A 16,568-nucleotide genomic window follows, 5' to 3' on the forward strand; every position below is an offset into this window, starting at 1 on the left:
TTGTTGTAAATACCATCATATAGAAGAAAAAATGACAGCGCTATCAAATTTTCCTTACAAGATCTCTATCGTCTTTTTTATCAGAGAGTTAATACAAAAAAGCCGCCAAAAACTGGCGGCCATGATAGCAGTAAACACTTACCAGATTTTGACCCGCTCTTGCGGTTTAAGATACATTTTGTCGCCTTCTTTGACATCAAATGCATCATAAAACGCAGGCATATTGGGTAACACGCCAATAACACGATAGTGGCTGGGTGAGTGCGAGTCGGTCATCAATCGATTTCGCAGCTCTTCATCACGGTAGTTGCGACGCCAGATCTGCGCCCATCCCATAAAGAAACGCTGCTCACCAGTGTAACCATCAATCACCGGTGCCGGCTTACCTTGCAAAGATAGCTGATACGCTTTTAACGCCACACTCAGACCACCAAGGTCACCAATGTTTTCGCCTAATGTCAGCTCACCGTTTACACTGGCATCTTCAAAAGGCTGATACTGGTTATACTGCTCAACCAGCTTTTGGCTGCGCGCCTGAAACTGAGCCAAATCTTGCTCACTCCACCAGTTGCGTAAGTTGCCATCACCATCATACTTAGCGCCCTGATCGTCAAACCCATGACCCAGTTCATGACCAATAACGGCGCCAATGGCACCATAGTTAACGGCATCATCGGCTTCCAGGTTAAAGAAAGGCGGCTGGAGGATGGCAGCAGGGAAGACAATTTCGTTATTAACCGGGTTGTAGTAAGCATTGACGGTCTGCGGTGTCATAAACCATTCGCTGCGGTCAACTGGCTTGTCAACTTTGCCGACCATGTCCTGATAGGCCCACTCATTGTAGCGAACATAGTTGCCAACCAGATCATCGGCACTGATCTCTAACCCTGAATAGTCTCGCCACTTGTCCGGATAACCAATCTTAGGTGTGAACTTGCTGAGTTTAACCTTAGCAGCCTGCTTGGTTTCTGCGCTCATCCACTCCAATTCATTGATTGACTGCTCAAATCCTTTGATCAAGTTATCTACCAGCTCACCCATACGGGCTTTGGCTTGTGGCGGAAAATACTCTTTTACATAGATCTTACCCAGCAACTCGCCCAGTACATCATTGCTGGCATTTACGGCCTTCTTCCATACCGGTGCCTGCTCTTCCAGCCCTCGCAGTGTCTTGCCATAGAAGTTAAACTTCAGGTCAACCGCCGTTTTGTGCAGCAGCTGTGCATAATCACTGGCAAAGTGAAACGTCAGATAATCGCGCCAGGCAACCACATCTGTTTTACCAATTAGGTCTGATAATCCTTCCAGATAGCTAGGCTGAGTCACGACCAGCTCATTGGTAGTCAGGCCAAACGCTTTCAAATAAGCCGCCATGTCGAAATGTGGCAACTGTGTATTGAGCGTATCAACCTGAAATTTGTTGTAGGTTTTATCCGCATCCCGACTTTCAACCCGTGACCACTGTATTTCTGCCATCGCGGTTTCAAGTGCCATGATATGCTTCGCTGCCTGCTCAGCACGCGGCTGATCATAGCCCATCACCTGCAACAGGCGTTCAATGTATTGGCTGTATTGCGCACGAATTTGTGTAAACTTTTCTGTATCCTGAAGGTAAAAGTCTCGGTCCGGTAAGCCTAAACCCGATTGCCACAAATAGAGCGTATTCATGGTGGAGTTTTTGGCATCATTATTTGCATACCAGCTTAAAGGCGTCGTGCCGCCCTGAGATAAGGCACGAGCAAATAAAACTGGCAGCTCAGATTTACTTTGTAATGCCTGAAAAGGGGCAAGGTAAGATTGCAGAGGTGAAGTACCTAACTCTTCGCGTGCCAATTCATCGGTGTAGCTGCGATAGAAATCGCCAAGCTTGGCTTCGTCTGAGCCAGGCTTGGCCTGATCGTTACTGGCTGCCTGCTCCAGCGTTTTACGCAATGCTTTTTGTGATGCATCATACAGTTCAGTGAATGAGCCATAATTTGACTTGTCTGCAGGTATTTCGGTACGCGCTAACCATTTGCCATTCACATGGTAGTAGAAATCATCCTGTGCCCGTACGGTACTATCGATATTGTCCAGTGCGACCCCTGAGTTCAGCGTACTCTCTGCTTGCATCACTTCGGCTTGTGCGTCAGTTTTCACCTGCTCGCTACACCCAGTCAGACCCAGTGCCAGCGCAACCGCTGCGGCAGTGACTGCTATTTTTTTCATTTTTATCATCCTTACTATTAATTTTGCTCAACGCCCGTTGCTACTGATGCGCACTATACTGTTGCGCCAGTGCGTCCAGAATAGCCACATTGGCTGCGGGAAACGCCAGTTGCTTTAACTCACCCCAGCTCACCCACTGGCTGGGTTGCCCTTCCAGCCCTGTCGCTTGTCCCGAAAAATCTTCGACCTTATGTACTTCCAGTTTAACCTGTTTGTCGCCATAGTCATGCTCAATTGTCAGTAAATGTTCAGAACCGTGGACGTCAATACCAATCTCTTCTTTCAACTCTCTGGCCAATGCCTGAGTCACGCTTTCCTGCGATTCGATTTTGCCACCAGGAAACTCCCACAGGCCACCCTGATGCTGCTCTTTGGCCCGTTTACATACAAAAAACTGCGCATCCCGAATGATGACACCCACAGCTACATTCACCACTTTTTTCGTCATATCTAACTCGAATAATCTGTTTTTCTGAGATAAAAAAAGCGACACAAGGTCGCTTTTTCTCAATGTCGCTGCAAACTTAAGAGAGTTTACCGCAACATTGTTTATACTTTTTGCCTGATTTACACGGGCACGGCTCGTTGCGCCCTACCTTAGGTTCAGTGCGTGCCGCGACCGCTGCACCCTGAGGCGCTTCTCCACCGACTGGCGCTGACTCTTCATGCTGATACTGGCGCGGTGCCTGCTCGCTGCGACGATGTTGCTCTTCTACTTTTTCAACATCTTCTTCAGCACGTACTTGCACTTTGCTCAGTACACCAACAACGTCCACTTTAAGGTTTTCAAGCATTTCCGAGAACAACTCAAACGACTCGCGCTTGTATTCCTGTTTCGGATTTTTCTGTGCATAACCACGCAGGTGAATACCCTGGCGTAAGTGATCCATCGCAGCAAGGTGATCTTTCCAGTGCTGATCCAGACTTTGCAGCATGACAGCCTTTTCGAATTGACGTAGTACCTGGGCACCCACCATCTCTTCTTTTTGCTTGTATGCGGCTTCAATCTCCTCACCGATACGCTCACGCAAACGCTCTTCGTATAGTTTATTGTCTTCCTCAAGCCATTTGGCAATCGGTAATTCAACCATAAAGTCGTTCTTCAGGCGCTCTTCCAAACCAGGGATATCCCACATTTCAGCCAGGCTCTGTGGCGGAATGTATTGATCAACCGCACTATTAATTACATCACCACGGATAGCAGAAATAGTTTCTGAAATGTCGCCCTCTTCCAGCAGCTCGTTACGCTGCTCATACACCACGCGGCGCTGGTCGTTGGCTACATCATCATATTCAAGCAGTTGCTTACGAATATCAAAGTTACGTGCTTCTACTTTACGCTGCGCATTCTCAATCGCACGGTTAACCCACGGGTGTTCAATGGCTTCGCCGCGTTGCATGCCGAGTTTACGCATCATGTTAGTCATACGTTCACCAGCGAAAATACGCATCAGGGCGTCGTCCATTGACAAGTAGAAACGGCTTGAACCCGCATCACCCTGACGACCTGAACGACCGCGTAGCTGGTTATCGATACGACGAGATTCATGACGTTCAGTACCGATAATATGCAGCCCCCCCGCTTCTAGCACATCATCGTGACGTTTCTGCCACTGCGCTTTAATTTCATCAATCTGCGCATCGCTTGGGTTGTCCAGCTTGGATACATCATTCTGCCAGTTACCACCCAGCATGATGTCCGTACCACGACCCGCCATATTGGTTGCAATCGTGACTTTGCCGGGTAAACCAGCATCTGCAATGATATCCGCTTCCTGAGCGTGGAATTTCGCATTCAGTACGTTGTGTTCAATCTTTTCCTTACGCAGGAAGTGCGACAGATACTCAGAGCTTTCGATTGAAATCGTACCGACCAGTACAGGCTGACCGCGTTTCTGACAGTCGCGGATATCGGCCAGAATGGCTTCAAACTTCTCGTCCTGAGTCAGATAGACGAGATCAGCACGATCATCACGGATCATCGGCTTGTTGGTCGGGATAACCACGGTATCCAGTCCGTAGATTGACTGGAATTCAAACGCTTCTGTATCGGCAGTACCTGTCATCCCGGCCAGTTTGTCGTACAAACGGAAGTAGTTCTGGAAGGTAATGGAGGCCAGCGTCTGGTTTTCGTTTTGAATACGAACATTCTCTTTGGCTTCCACCGCCTGGTGCAGGCCTTCTGACCAGCGACGCCCTTCCATAGTACGACCCGTGTGCTCATCAACAATGATGACTTCATTGTCTTTCACAACATAGTCAACGTCTTTCTGATATAGCTTGTGTGCACGCAGCGCCGCATAAACATGGCTCAGCAGGGTAATATTACCCGCAGAGTAGAGCGAATCGCCCTCTTCAATCAGGCCATTTTTAACCAGTAATTCTTCCACTTTAACCTGACCACGCTCGGTCAGGTGTACCTGCTTGCTCTTTTCGTCGAGCGTGAAATCACCATCACCTTCAACCCCTTCTTCATCTTCCTTCTCCTGCAGGATCAGCTCAGGTACGATGGTGTTGATCTTAGTGTATAGCTCAGAGCTGTCTTCTGCTGGACCGGAAATAATCAACGGTGTACGGGCTTCATCGATCAGGATTGAGTCAACTTCATCCACGACAGCATAATGCAGTGGGCGCTGAACACGCTCTTCAATGCTGAACGCCATGTTGTCGCGCAGGTAGTCAAACCCGAATTCGTTGTTGGTACCATAAGTGATGTCGGCTGCGTAGGCTTCTTTTTTCTGAGCTGGCATCATACCCGGCACGTTACAGCCAACGGTGAGCCCTAAGAATTCGAACAGTGGGCGGTTATTCTCGGCATCACGCTTGGCAAGATAATCGTTCACGGTAATCACGTGCACACCTTTGCCTGTCAAACCATTTAAGTAAGCAGGAAGTGTCGCAGTGAGTGTTTTACCTTCACCGGTACGCATTTCAGAAATGCGACCCTGATGCAGGACAATACCACCGATCATTTGTACGTCGAAGTGGCGCATACCAAATACCCGTGTCGATGCTTCACGCACCGTAGCAAAAGCTTCTGGCAGCATGTCATCCAGGCTGGTGCCTTGCTCAAATCTTTGTCTGAATTCCGCGGTTTTAGCTTGCAGTTCTTCGTCTGATAGCGCCTTATATTGTTCTTCTAGGGCATTAATCAGGGCGACCGTTTTTCTCAGATTTTTAATCATTCGGTCGTTGCGGCTACCAAAAATCTTGGTAAAAATTTTCGTTATCATGTTTAAACCATTTCACTCATCTATTTGCGAGCACCTATTTGGGTAACGCGGTTGTCACGCTCGCTCGTCCTGTTGGCGACAAAGTCGGACCTTGCTGTGTGCCGAGTTAAATTTGTGCCCTATCATACCAGACTATGCGCGTCTGCAAACCATCAAAAAGTAATCTGTTCCTATTTAATTATACAAGGCAGGGAAACACACCCGAACCACTTAATGGCAGCTGGTGATATCGACTTCCAAATACAGAAAGTAGGTAAGGTTTTTGACGTACTGCTCCTATATATTGAGGCAATAGATGCGTATTTCAAGCATAATCTGTTTCGTATACACGTATCTACTATCTGTCACGGTATGCACACGTTATACTTGTACATGGAAGAGCGAAACCAGTAAGTTAGCCGTTGTGAGTGGGTATTATGAGTAAAAATCGGTTTGACCCTAAGCCGCTAGGCGAATTGGCCGGTGGCTGGTCAGATAAACTACATGGCTATATGCAAAAAGCGCAGGGGATCACAGAACTGCAGCAACCTCTGCAAAACGCATTGGGCCCTGTTCTCAGCAAAAAGTGTCGTGTTGCCAATTATCAGGACGGAACTTTGTATGTTGAGGCAGCTTCGGCGACATTAGCAACGCGATTAAATTACCTGAAAATGGAGATCCTCAGTAGTTTTCGCGCCGCTGGTTACCATGACTGTTGCCAGGTTAAGATTGGCACCAATCCAGAGGCACAACAAAGACTTACCAAGCCTCACAATCAGATTAAGACACCCAGTACGAGCTATTCAGGACGCCAAATGAGTGAGCAAACGGCAGGCGATTTAATGGCACTCGCCGAGCATGCTCCAGCCGGGCTAAAAGAAAAACTACTGCGCCTGGCAAAACATGGCAGGCAAAAAAAATGACGCACTCGGCGTCATTTGTTATCTAATTTTTTTCAGGCAGTAACCAAAGACGTATCTACGTCCATGCCTGGTGCTGGCATAGTCACAGGCTCATCAAATGTTGCCCATTCCCAAGCTGACTCCGACGCCATGATCTGACGCAGTAGCTTATTATTAAGGCCATGACCTGACTTGAAGCAAGTGATCTTGCCCAGAATGTTGTGCCCTGCCATAAACATGTCGCCCACACAATCTAGGATCTTGTGCTTTACGAATTCATCTTTATAACGTAATCCGTTCGGGTTCAAAACCTTGAACTCGTCCAGAACAACAGCATTATCCATACTGCCACCCAGAGCCAGATTATTTGCATGCATATACTCGATGTCCTTCATGAAACCGAATGTACGTGCACGGCTGATCTCTTCAGTAAAGCTCTGTGCGGTAATATCCAAGCCAATACGCTGACGACTGGCATTTATTGCCGGGTGGTTGAAAGCAATTTCAAAGTCGATGTGGAAACCGTCATAAGGCTCAATTTCAGCCCATTTGTCGCCGTCTTCCACACGCACTTTTTCTTTGATTCGAATAAAGCGCTTTGCCTGATTCTGCTCTGCAATACCGCCTTTTTGCAGTAAGTAAATGAAAGGTAATGCACTACCATCCATAATCGGTACTTCTGCACTATCCAGCTCAACGATTAGGTTATCAATTCCCAGTGCCGCAACGGCCGCAATTAAATGCTCCGTTGTTGACAGACGGACACCGTCTTTATTGGTCAAACAAGTACACAATTGCGTGTCGCCCACAGCTTCGGGGGTTGTTTCAAAATCGACAACCGGGTCGAGATCTACGCGACGAAATACGATCCCCGTATTTACGCTCGCAGGTCGGAGAGTGATCGTGACCTTTTCACCTTTGTGTAATCCTACACCTGTGGCTTTAACGACTTCAGCAATCGTTCGTTGTTTTATCATAGGTTCGTCCGCTTCTGACTGGTTAATGACTAATGAGACCGCAAATTCTATCACAGATAGAAGTCGCTGCCAATCGTTTGTTTTTTAACCTGACGTTAATCAGATTGTTTGCGCAAAAACGCAGGGATATCAAAGTAATCCCCTTTTTCCTTACCACCTGAGCTATTCGACGATGTAGGTGTACTCGTCGGTTTAGGCTCAGATACTGCCGGACCGCTTTGCTCAGGTTCACTACTTTCACCGGTGCTTTGCGTAAAGCTAGGGACAAACATATTCTGTCCTTTGCCGCCTTCGCTGTCCGAACCGACCACTTTTTTAAGGCCACTCTCTACAATGCCAAATTGAGGTCTGCGCTCGCCACCCAGTCCAGTTGCAACCACTGTTACACGTAGTTCTTCACTCATCTCTGGGTCGATAACAGCACCAACCACGACTGTTGCATTTTCAGACGCCAGCGCCTTCACATGGTTCCCCACAATCTCAAATTCTTCGATTGTGATGTCCATACCAGCCGTGATGTTAACCAAAATACCTTTCGCACCAGTTAAATCAACATCTTCAAGCAGTGGGCTGGAAATCGCAGCTTCAGCCGCTTCTTGTGCCCTGTCGGGACCACTGGCCGCCGCCGTGCCCATCATTGCCGTGCCCATCGCCGACATAACAGTACGTACGTCCGCAAAATCCACATTGATCAAACCTGAACGCGTGATCAGTTCTGCAATGCCCTGCACCGCGCCGTACAATACGTCGTTTGCTTTAGCGAAGGCATCTAATAATGTAGTGCCTTTGCCTAAAACTTTAAGTAACTTGTTGTTAGGAATTGTGATGAGTGAATCTACAATTTCTGACAACTCACCAATGCCCTGATCGGCTGCGGCCATACGCTTTTTGCCTTCCAGGTCGAATGGACGTGTTACCACTGCCACAGTCAGTATGCCTAGCTCTTTAGCCACACGTGCAACAACCGGCGCCGCACCTGTGCCGGTTCCGCCACCCATACCGGCAGCGATAAACACCATGTCAGCCCCTTCAAGGCTCGCTTTAATGGCATCGACATCTTCTTCTGCTGCGCTGCGTCCCACTTCTGGGTTGGCACCTGCACCCAGGCCTTGGGTGATCTGAGTGCCCAGCTGCACAGTCACATCGGCAGAGGATTTACGCAGAGCCTGCGCGTCGGTATTCGCTACGATGAAGCGAACACCTTCAATTTCCTGCTTTACCATATGTTCTACAGCGTTACCGCCGCCGCCACCGACGCCGATGACTTTAATAACGGCTTCTTCGCCGTGTTGTTCCATAATATCAAACATCTTCACTCTCCGACTTGAGCTTAAAACTCACCTTGGAACCATTTTGTGATCCGGTTCCACCAACCATCTTCGGCATCCGCTTTCGTCCTGTGTGCATTTTTGACTTGCAGCGTTCGGCCGTATTGTAACAAACCTACCGCTGTTGCGTATGCCGGATCATCAACATAATCGGTTAACCCTGTTATCCCTACAGGTTTACCAACACGAACGGGCATCTGGAAAATGTCTTCCGCCACTTCCAATGCCCCTTTCATTTTCGCACTGCCGCCAGTGAGTACAATACCCGCGGCAATTTGATCTTCAAACCCAGACCGACGTACCTCTTCAAGTACGAGCTCAAACAGTTCTCTAAATCTGGGCTCAACAACCTCAGACAAGGTGTGTCGAGACATAATCCGCGCAGGCCTTCCACCTACGCTGGGTACTTCAATCGTTTCTTCGTTGCTAGCCATCTGGCTGCTCGCATAGGCATATTGTACCTTCAGCGATTCCGCGTGAGAAATAGGGGTGCGGAAAATTTTTGCAATATCCCCTGTTACCTGATTTCCAGCAACCGGGATAACGGCGGTATGGCGCAATGCACCGTTGACGTAGATAGCAATGTCCATGGTACCGCCGCCAATATCGACAACCGCCACGCCCAGCTCTTTTTCGTCTTCAGTCAGCACTGAGTAACAAGATGCCAAGGCCGTAAAAGTCAGCTGATCAACCTGTAACCCACAACGCTCGACACACTTTTCGATGTTTTTCGCCATGTCATTTGAGCAGGTAATAATATGCGCCTTGGCTTCCATTCTGACACCACTCATTCCCAGTGGGTTCTTAATGCCTTCTTGCATATCCACACTATATTCCTGAGGCAGCGAATGCAGCATTTTACGCTCTGCTGACATAGGTACCGAGCGTGCAATGTGGATTACGTTCGCAATATCATCATCAGTGATCTCTGCATTATTGTTAATTGCAACAACACCGCTCTCGTTCTGGCACTGAATGTGTTTACCCGAAATACCGAGATACACGGAGCTGATCCGACAATCAGCCATCAACTCAGCTTCGTCAACAGCACGCTTAATAGAATCGGACACCAGATTAAGGTCGTTGACACCTCCTTTATCCATACCATGGGCAACCTGATTTCCGACCCCCACGATACTCAGCTGGTTGTCTGCGGTGATCTCCCCAACCGTTGCAACCACCTTAGAGGTGCCCACATCCAGTCCAATCACTAAGTTTCTCTCTGCCGACTTGGTCATGCTTTACTCTTATCTTTATTGTCTTCGTTCTGGCTGAACTTCCAGCTAACCGCCAGTCCCGTATCATACCTCAGGTCAATCGCATCTACCTGAGCCCCCTCAGGCTTTTCCAGCCTAGGGTAAACATCTATAAACCTCTGAACACGCTGTGCTTTGTCTTCACGGCCCAGATTGAGTCGAATACCGTTATCCAGCCATAACTGCCAGGCAAATCGCTCTGACAGTGCCAAACTAACCAGGTTAAACTGATTGACAGCCAGCATTTCTTTTAATTGTACAAACGTCTGCCAGGCTTCTACTTCACTCCCTTCCGGGCCGTATAGCTCTGGTAGCGTCTTTGACAGCCGAGTGCTGTTGGCTTGAAACACATCGCCTGCACTATTTAACAACAGATCGCTATTCCAATAAGCAACCGGTTTATGTTCAACCACGTACACCTGCAGGGTATCTGGCCACTGCTTCCTGACCGAGACAGTCGCCACCCAGGGCAGAGCTTGTACCTGATCGTGCACAGCCTTTACATCAAGTTCAAAGAAACTCGACAGATCCGCTTTTCGGATCGCTGCCACAATGTCGTTCTCGGCCGTGTAATAAGGCTGGCCAAGTACCGTCAGGGTCTTGATTTGGGTATCTCTGTGCTGGGTCAACCAGTCACGAGCCCACAGCCCAGTTTGCATCAGACCAAGTAGCACAATCAGAAAAAAGCCCACACCAAAAAACAGTGACCAGTTGACACTGTGCTTCAGAGCAGCGATTTTTCCCAAAAGAGCACGCATATTAAAGGGTTTGCTCCAAAATGCGAATAACTAATTGTTTAAATGACAACCCATTTTGCTTTGCTGCCATAGGCACCAAAGATTTTTCTGTCATTCCCGGTACCGTATTTACTTCCAGCAGATAAAACTGACCATTGCCATCTTGCATGGCATCTACCCGCCCCCAGCCTGTTGCACCAACCAACTCAAACGCATGCTTGGCCATTATCTGTAACTGCTCGGTATGGGCCGCACTAATCTCTGCCGGGCAATAATATTCGGTGCTGTTGGCCTGATACTTTGCCTGATAATCATAAAACCCACGTGGCGTGCGCATTTCAATCACAGGGAGTGCCTCTTCTGCAAGCATAGCAACGGTAAACTCTCTGCCTTCAATCCACTGCTCCACCAAAACTTCATCGTCATATTTAAATGCTTCAGTGAGCGCAGTTTGCAGCTCTGGTGCTGTGGCAGCCTGAGTCATACCAATACTGGAGCCCTCGTGACTTGGCTTCACCATAACTTTGCCAAATTCAGCCATCAATGCGCTGGTATCTATATCTTGAGAGGCTTTGACCACGCAGTAACGCGCCGTGCTCAACTTGGCAGATTCAAACAACTGTTTGCAGCGGATCTTATCCATCGCCAGAGCACTCCCCAGCACACCACTACCGGTGTAAGGTAAGCCCATAAATTCAAGCGCCCCTTGCACTGTACCATCTTCACCACCTCGGCCATGCAAAGCAATAAACACCCTGTCAACCTTGAGACTTTTCAATTCCCACAAGTTACGCTCGGCAGGGTCAAATGGCACGACCTCTACCCCGGCTTCTTCAAGCGCATTGATAATTGCCTGACCAGACTTTAGCGATACTTCTCGCTCGGCTGAATGACCACCCAGCAGTACAGCAACTTTGCCAAACTCACTCATAATGCACCTTGTTTTAATTTTTCGACCGACAACTCTGTGGCTGCCAGCTGCTTTACAATTTGCCCGATGTTGCCGGCCCCTTGCGTGATCACCAGATCATTGTCACGCAATACGTCTGCCAGTACGGCTTGTAAATCCTGACCATCCGCGACATGGATTGGCTCAACACCACGCTGGCGCAGACTGCGACACAGACTCTTGCTGTCTGCACCGACGATAGGGGTTTCTCCGGCACTATATACATCCAACAACAACAGTTGGTCGACTTCACTCAGAACCTTCACAAAGTCTTCATAAAGGTCACGGGTGCGGGTATAGCGATGCGGCTGATACAACATAACCAAGCGCTTATCAGGCCAGCCAGCTCGCGCTGCACGGATAGTTACAGCCACTTCTGAGGGATGGTGACCATAATCATCGACCAACATCACTTCGCCACGTTCATTTTGGAAAGAACCATAATGCTGAAAGCGACGCCCAATTCCGGCGAATTTTTCCAGCGCCGATAAAATAGCTTCGTTACCTATGTCGTGATCTTTTGCCACGGCGATAGCCGCGGTAGCATTCAGTGCGTTGTGCTTACCGGGCATGCTGAGTGTTACCTCGAGCTGTTCGCCAGCTTTATGCACTACTTTAAAACGACTCTGGTTCTGCGTTTGCTCAAAGTCCACCATGCGGTAATCCGCTTCAGGGTTTTCCCCGTACGTGATCGCAGGTCGGGCGAAGCGGGGTAACAACTCTTTGGCAACATCGGAGTCGGTACACACCACAGCTAAACCATAGAAAGGCAGGTTGTGAATGAACTCGACATACGTGTCTTTCATCTTTTCAAAGTCGCCATCATAGGTGTCCATATGATCGGCTTCGATATTAGTGATCACCGATACCATTGGCTGCAAATGTAAAAATGACGCGTCACTTTCGTCGGCCTCTGCAATCAGATAATCGCTGCTACCCACCTTGGCATTACTGCCCGCACTGTTTAACAAACCACCGATAATAAAGGTTGGGTCTAATCTCGCTTCAGCGAAAATACTGGCGATCAAACTGGTTGTTGTGGTTTTACCATGAGTTCCGGCAACAGCGATACCATGGCGAAAGCGCATTAACTCAGCCAACATTTCGGCCCGTCTGACGACCGGTACCCGGGCGCGTTTCGCCGCCACAATCTCCGGGTTGCTGGTATCAATGGCGCTGGAAACCACGACTACGTCGGCATCTTTAACATTGTTTTCATCATGACCGATAAAAACTTCAGCCCCTGCGCGGATAAGGCGTTCCGTCATCGCATTCTGGGCAATGTCTGAACCGGTAATTCGGTACCCTTCAAAAGCCAGTACTTCTGCAATTCCGCCCATACCAGCCCCACCTATTCCGATGAAGTGGATGGTGTTAATGCGTCTCATGGCTCTGCGTCTGTTAATTTCTTTCACTGTTTTCTCTTTTAATTCGTTACTTCTTCGCATATGGCGGCCACTGACTGAGTTGCTGAAAGCTGTGCACAGGCTTTGGCTTTATTTGCTTTGTCCCAGATCAGTGCCCGGTCGCGACAATAAGGCACCAAAGTGTCGCACAAATGCTGTGCAGATAAGCCTGACTGCGGGATCAAAAGTGCCGCCGACTCATCCACTAAAAATCGCGCATTGGCCGTCTGATGATCATCCACCGCATGCGGTAAAGGCACAAAGATGGCCATCTTACCTGCGGCAGCAATCTCGCTCACCGTCAATGCACCCGCGCGGCAAATCACCATATCGGCCCAGTCATAAGCCTGATCCATATCATCAATAAACTCGGCCACTTTGGCCTGCAATCCAAAGCGCTGGTAGTCACCTTCTAGTGCTACATGATTGCCTTTACCGCTTTGGTGCCAAACCTGTATGTCGCAGGATGTTGCCTCAGTCAGTAATGCCATAGCCTCAGGGACCGTATCGTTGAGCACTTTCGCGCCCAGCGAACCACCGACAACCAGCACATTGACAGAGGCACCCGGTTGTTTCGGCTGAAGCTGCGCAACACTTGCACGTACGGGATTACCGACAACATCATGGGCACGCTCGGCAAAAGCCTGCGGAAATGCCGCTAATACTCTGCTGGCAATGCGCGCCAACAATTTATTACTCAAGCCGGCAACCGCATTTTGTTCATGGATCACCAAAGGCACCCCAGCCAGCTTAGCTGCCAGTCCAACGGGACCTGTGACATAACCTCCCATCGCCAGGATCACGTCCGGACGGCGATTGCGAATAATGGCTCTGGCAGCAAAAATGGCTTTTATCACCATCCAGGGTGCAGTCAGCAAGCGTTTTACCCCGTTACCGCGTACCCCTTTTACTTCTATAAAGTCGATGTCTATACCATGTGCAGGTACGACTTGCGCTTCCATTCTGTCTGCGGTACCTATCCAGGATATCTTCCAGCCCTGCGCTTCCAGTGCTTTAGCCACCGCAATACCCGGAAAGATATGCCCGCCCGTTCCACCAGCGACGACAAGTAACCGCTTGGTCATTTTTTACCTCCACGGGAAGTGGCCTGTCGCGTCGACAGCTTGGTTTCAAAATCAATGCGTTGCAATAAACCGGCGGCGATCGTCATGATCAATAAGCTAGAACCACCGTAGGATATGAAGGGTAACGTCAAGCCTTTAGTTGGCAGCATTCCCGCACTCGCGCCGACATTCACCACAGTTTGAAACGCAAACCAGATACCAATCCCCAGTGCCAGATAACCTTCGTATTCTTTACCCGCTTTCAGCGCTTTTTGCCCGATGAGTAACGCTCTGAACACCAATGTAGCCAGTGTCATCAACACACAAATCACACCGATAAAGCCCAGTTCCTCCGCCACGACCGCGAAGATAAAGTCATTGTGGGCCTCAGGTAAGTACTGCAACTTCTGTACACTATTACCCAGCCCCTGACCGAGCCAGCCACCCTGACCGTACGCCATAAGAGACTGGACCAGCTGATAACCTTTACCGAAGGGATCTTCCCAGGGCTCCAGGAAACCGACTACCCGCGCCATCCGGTAAGGCTCAAAAATAATCAACATCACAACCAGCAACACACCGGTCAGCATCAGGGCAAAAAACTGCCAGAGTTTTGCACCTGCCAAAAATAGCAAACCGACCGTTGTAACAAACATCACCACCACAGTACCTAAGTCTGGCTGCATCAAAATTAAAAATGCGTAGACCGCAAATACAATAATGGGTTTTGCAAACCCCTTGAGGTTTTCCTGCACTTCGTCACGCTTACGCACCAGATAACCGGCAATGTAGCTAAAGAAAAAGAGTTTCGCAGCTTCAGCGACCTGAAAACCGATTGGTCCAACGGGCAACCAGCGTTTTGAACCATTTACTTCACGCCCGATAACCAGTACAACCGCCAGTAACACCAGTCCCAACAACAGCAAGTACGGATTAAAGCGCTTCCACCAGGTCATCGGCACTGTGGTACTGAGCCAGAACAACACTAATGCCATGACCAGGAACATGCCGTGGCGCGTCACTATGTGATATGGGTTATCGTACAAGCGTTCTGCTACAGGCATAGAGGCACTGGTCACCATCACAAAACCAATTCCGACCAAGCATAACATGGCATACAGCAGCGGTACGTCGAATAACGAGTCCGATGGAGCCGGGGTGAAAGAGCGCCGCAGTGCGGTCATACTCAGCATGCTTGCCCCTCAACCAGCCGACAGAACTCCTCGCCACGGGCCATGTAGTTGGCATACATGTCAATGCTGGCACACGCTGGCGCCAGTAACACTAGGTCCCCGGACGTGGCTTGTTGGGCTGCCAGTGCTACGGCTTCACTCAAGTTGTTGACCATCTGACTCTCAGGATGCAAAGGCATGAAATCCGCGCCATCTTTACCAAAGCAAAAGATGGTTTTGCAGTAGTGTTGTAAAGGTTGCTTGAGTGGAGACAGATCCGCGCCTTTGGCATCGCCGCCAACGATCAACAGGATCTGCCCCTGCTCACCGGCCAGACTCTCCAACGCCGCCACCGTCGCACCAACATTGGTTGCCTTAGAGTCATTAAAATAACGAACCCCTTTTACATCGGCAACCAACTGACAGCGATGCGGTAACCCTTTGAATGCTCTGAATGCCCTGATGAACGCACTCTGTGGCAAAGACAGCGGTGACAAAAGCGCCATCACAGCCAGAGCATTAAACTGATTATGTTTACCTGGCATGGCAAGTTCATCGACCGGGCACAGTTTTTTGCCATTGAGCGAAAAATAACTCTGTCCATCTTCTTGTGTTAAACAACAGTTAGCCCCTTCAAGCGCCACACTCAGCGCGTTATCATGGGGCAGATAGGTGCGGGCGTCTTCGGCGTTATATACAAGACAATCGACCTGCTGATAGATGCGTAATTTGGCTTCGCAGTAGGCGGCAAAATCCGGGTATCTATCCATATGGTCTTCGGTGATGTTGAGGATCATCGCGCTCATACAGTGCAAACTATGGGTGGTTTCGAGCTGAAAACTAGACAGCTCCAGCACAAACACATCAAAGTCTTGCTCCAGTAGATCCAACACCGAAGTACCAATGTTCCCACCCAGGCCAACTTTGAGACCAGCTTGCTGACATACCTCAGCAGCCAGGCTGACCACGGTTGATTTACCGTTCGAGCCTGTTACAGCAATTACCGGCTTTTCATTCAGGCGAGCAAATAATTCCACGTCGCCAATGACTTCAACTCCGGCAGCAATGGCCTGGGCAACACAGGTCTCATACAAAGGTACACCCGGGCTAATCACAACCAGATCGGTGGCACTCAGTGCCGCCTCTGCGAGCGGGCCAAATACCGCTTCACACTCTGGCAGATTATGATTCATCCAGTCGGCTCCGGGAGGCACAGGTCGTGAGTCAACTACCTTAGGGGTAATCCCATGGCGTACCAAAAAACGTACTATGCCCAGACCGGTCACCCCCAGCCCGAGTACAGTTATATGTTTATTCTTTAAGGTGTCTAAATAACCCATATCCTGACCTTAGTGTA

At 49.2% G+C, this 16,568-nt stretch carries 13 protein-coding genes; 1 reads left to right on the forward strand and 12 read right to left on the reverse strand.

Annotated elements, in window-relative coordinates; genetic code table 11:
* Positions 1 to 138: 138 nt before the first annotated feature.
* The 3 genes from ACXAH1_RS00820 to secA form a co-directional block, all read right to left on the reverse strand.
* The gene (locus tag ACXAH1_RS00820) at positions 139 to 2,208 is read right to left on the reverse strand and encodes a M13 family metallopeptidase (RefSeq protein WP_475193022.1); all 2,070 of its coding nucleotides are present in this window, start codon (positions 2,206 to 2,208) and stop codon (positions 139 to 141) included.
* A 40-nt stretch (positions 2,209 to 2,248) separates the two neighbouring features.
* On the reverse strand, positions 2,249 to 2,656 hold the full coding sequence (mutT, locus tag ACXAH1_RS00825; RefSeq protein ID WP_253046648.1) for an 8-oxo-dGTP diphosphatase MutT: 408 nt from the start codon (positions 2,654 to 2,656) through the stop codon (positions 2,249 to 2,251).
* 76 nt (positions 2,657 to 2,732) lie between these two features.
* The gene (secA, locus tag ACXAH1_RS00830) at positions 2,733 to 5,441 is read right to left on the reverse strand and encodes a preprotein translocase subunit SecA (RefSeq protein WP_475193023.1); all 2,709 of its coding nucleotides are present in this window, start codon (positions 5,439 to 5,441) and stop codon (positions 2,733 to 2,735) included.
* Positions 5,442 to 5,857: 416 nt separating this feature from the next.
* On the opposite strand from secA, the gene ACXAH1_RS00835 reads away from it, so the two are divergent.
* On the forward strand, positions 5,858 to 6,343 hold the full coding sequence (locus ACXAH1_RS00835) for a DUF721 domain-containing protein (protein ID WP_253046643.1): 486 nt from the start codon (positions 5,858 to 5,860) through the stop codon (positions 6,341 to 6,343).
* A 32-nt stretch (positions 6,344 to 6,375) separates the two neighbouring features.
* Here ACXAH1_RS00835 and lpxC read toward each other — a convergent pair whose 3' ends face one another.
* The 9 genes from lpxC to murD all read right to left on the reverse strand — a co-directional run bounded on the left by lpxC (position 6,376) and on the right by murD (position 16,551).
* Positions 6,376 to 7,299 carry a UDP-3-O-acyl-N-acetylglucosamine deacetylase gene (lpxC, locus tag ACXAH1_RS00840; RefSeq protein ID WP_138550746.1) on the reverse strand — a complete coding sequence of 308 codons (924 nt, stop codon included), beginning with the start codon at positions 7,297 to 7,299 and terminating at the stop codon, positions 6,376 to 6,378.
* 95 nt (positions 7,300 to 7,394) lie between these two features.
* Positions 7,395 to 8,609, reverse strand: a complete 1,215-nt coding sequence (ftsZ, locus tag ACXAH1_RS00845; protein WP_253046641.1) for a cell division protein FtsZ — start codon at positions 8,607 to 8,609, stop codon at positions 7,395 to 7,397.
* 20 nt (positions 8,610 to 8,629) lie between these two features.
* On the reverse strand, positions 8,630 to 9,865 hold the full coding sequence (ftsA, locus tag ACXAH1_RS00850) for a cell division protein FtsA (RefSeq protein ID WP_475193026.1): 1,236 nt from the start codon (positions 9,863 to 9,865) through the stop codon (positions 8,630 to 8,632).
* Positions 9,862 to 10,641: a cell division protein FtsQ/DivIB gene (locus ACXAH1_RS00855; RefSeq protein ID WP_475193028.1), complete on the reverse strand. Its 780-nt coding sequence runs from the start codon at positions 10,639 to 10,641 to the stop codon at positions 9,862 to 9,864. Before ACXAH1_RS00855 ends, ftsA begins: the two co-directional genes overlap by 4 nt.
* Before the next feature lies 1 nt (position 10,642).
* Positions 10,643 to 11,551 (reverse strand): D-alanine--D-alanine ligase, encoded by a 909-nt coding sequence (locus ACXAH1_RS00860; RefSeq protein WP_475193029.1) that lies wholly within the window; start codon positions 11,549 to 11,551, stop codon positions 10,643 to 10,645.
* A complete protein-coding gene (gene murC, locus ACXAH1_RS00865; RefSeq protein WP_253046635.1) occupies positions 11,548 to 13,017 on the reverse strand; it encodes a UDP-N-acetylmuramate--L-alanine ligase in 1,470 nt (489 codons plus the stop codon). Before murC ends, ACXAH1_RS00860 begins: the two co-directional genes overlap by 4 nt.
* Positions 12,996 to 14,060, reverse strand: a complete 1,065-nt coding sequence (gene murG / locus ACXAH1_RS00870) for an undecaprenyldiphospho-muramoylpentapeptide beta-N-acetylglucosaminyltransferase (RefSeq protein ID WP_475193032.1) — start codon at positions 14,058 to 14,060, stop codon at positions 12,996 to 12,998. The genes murC and murG overlap by 22 nt, the downstream gene beginning before the upstream one ends.
* Positions 14,057 to 15,232, reverse strand: a complete 1,176-nt coding sequence (gene ftsW / locus ACXAH1_RS00875; protein ID WP_253046631.1) for a cell division protein FtsW — start codon at positions 15,230 to 15,232, stop codon at positions 14,057 to 14,059. The genes murG and ftsW overlap by 4 nt, the downstream gene beginning before the upstream one ends.
* Entirely contained in the window at positions 15,226 to 16,551 is a 1,326-nt protein-coding gene (murD, locus tag ACXAH1_RS00880; protein WP_475193034.1) for a UDP-N-acetylmuramoyl-L-alanine--D-glutamate ligase, read from the reverse strand. Before murD ends, ftsW begins: the two co-directional genes overlap by 7 nt.
* Positions 16,552 to 16,568 lie beyond the last annotated feature (17 nt).

The organism is Pseudoalteromonas sp. AWH4_217, assembly GCF_056161105.1.

Excerpts from the sequence above, each read along its gene's own strand:
- secA (WP_475193023.1), bottom strand. The coding sequence starts at position 5,441 with ATGATAACGAAAATTTTTACCAAGATTTTTGGTAGCCGCAACGACCGA.
- murC (WP_253046635.1), bottom strand. The coding sequence starts at position 13,017 with ATGCGAAGAAGTAACGAATTAAAAGAGAAAACAGTGAAAGAAATTAAC.
- ACXAH1_RS00855 (WP_475193028.1), bottom strand. The coding sequence starts at position 10,641 with ATGCGTGCTCTTTTGGGAAAAATCGCTGCTCTGAAGCACAGTGTCAAC.
- lpxC (WP_138550746.1), bottom strand. The coding sequence starts at position 7,299 with ATGATAAAACAACGAACGATTGCTGAAGTCGTTAAAGCCACAGGTGTA.
- ACXAH1_RS00860 (WP_475193029.1), bottom strand. The coding sequence starts at position 11,551 with ATGAGTGAGTTTGGCAAAGTTGCTGTACTGCTGGGTGGTCATTCAGCC.
- ACXAH1_RS00820 (WP_475193022.1), bottom strand. The coding sequence starts at position 2,208 with ATGAAAAAAATAGCAGTCACTGCCGCAGCGGTTGCGCTGGCACTGGGT.
- murG (WP_475193032.1), bottom strand. The coding sequence starts at position 14,060 with ATGACCAAGCGGTTACTTGTCGTCGCTGGTGGAACGGGCGGGCATATC.
- ftsA (WP_475193026.1), bottom strand. The coding sequence starts at position 9,865 with ATGACCAAGTCGGCAGAGAGAAACTTAGTGATTGGACTGGATGTGGGC.
- ftsW (WP_253046631.1), bottom strand. The coding sequence starts at position 15,232 with ATGCTGAGTATGACCGCACTGCGGCGCTCTTTCACCCCGGCTCCATCG.
- ftsZ (WP_253046641.1), bottom strand. The coding sequence starts at position 8,609 with ATGTTTGATATTATGGAACAACACGGCGAAGAAGCCGTTATTAAAGTC.
- murD (WP_475193034.1), bottom strand. The coding sequence starts at position 16,551 with ATGGGTTATTTAGACACCTTAAAGAATAAACATATAACTGTACTCGGG.
- mutT (WP_253046648.1), bottom strand. The coding sequence starts at position 2,656 with ATGACGAAAAAAGTGGTGAATGTAGCTGTGGGTGTCATCATTCGGGAT.
- ACXAH1_RS00835 (WP_253046643.1), top strand. The coding sequence starts at position 5,858 with ATGAGTAAAAATCGGTTTGACCCTAAGCCGCTAGGCGAATTGGCCGGT.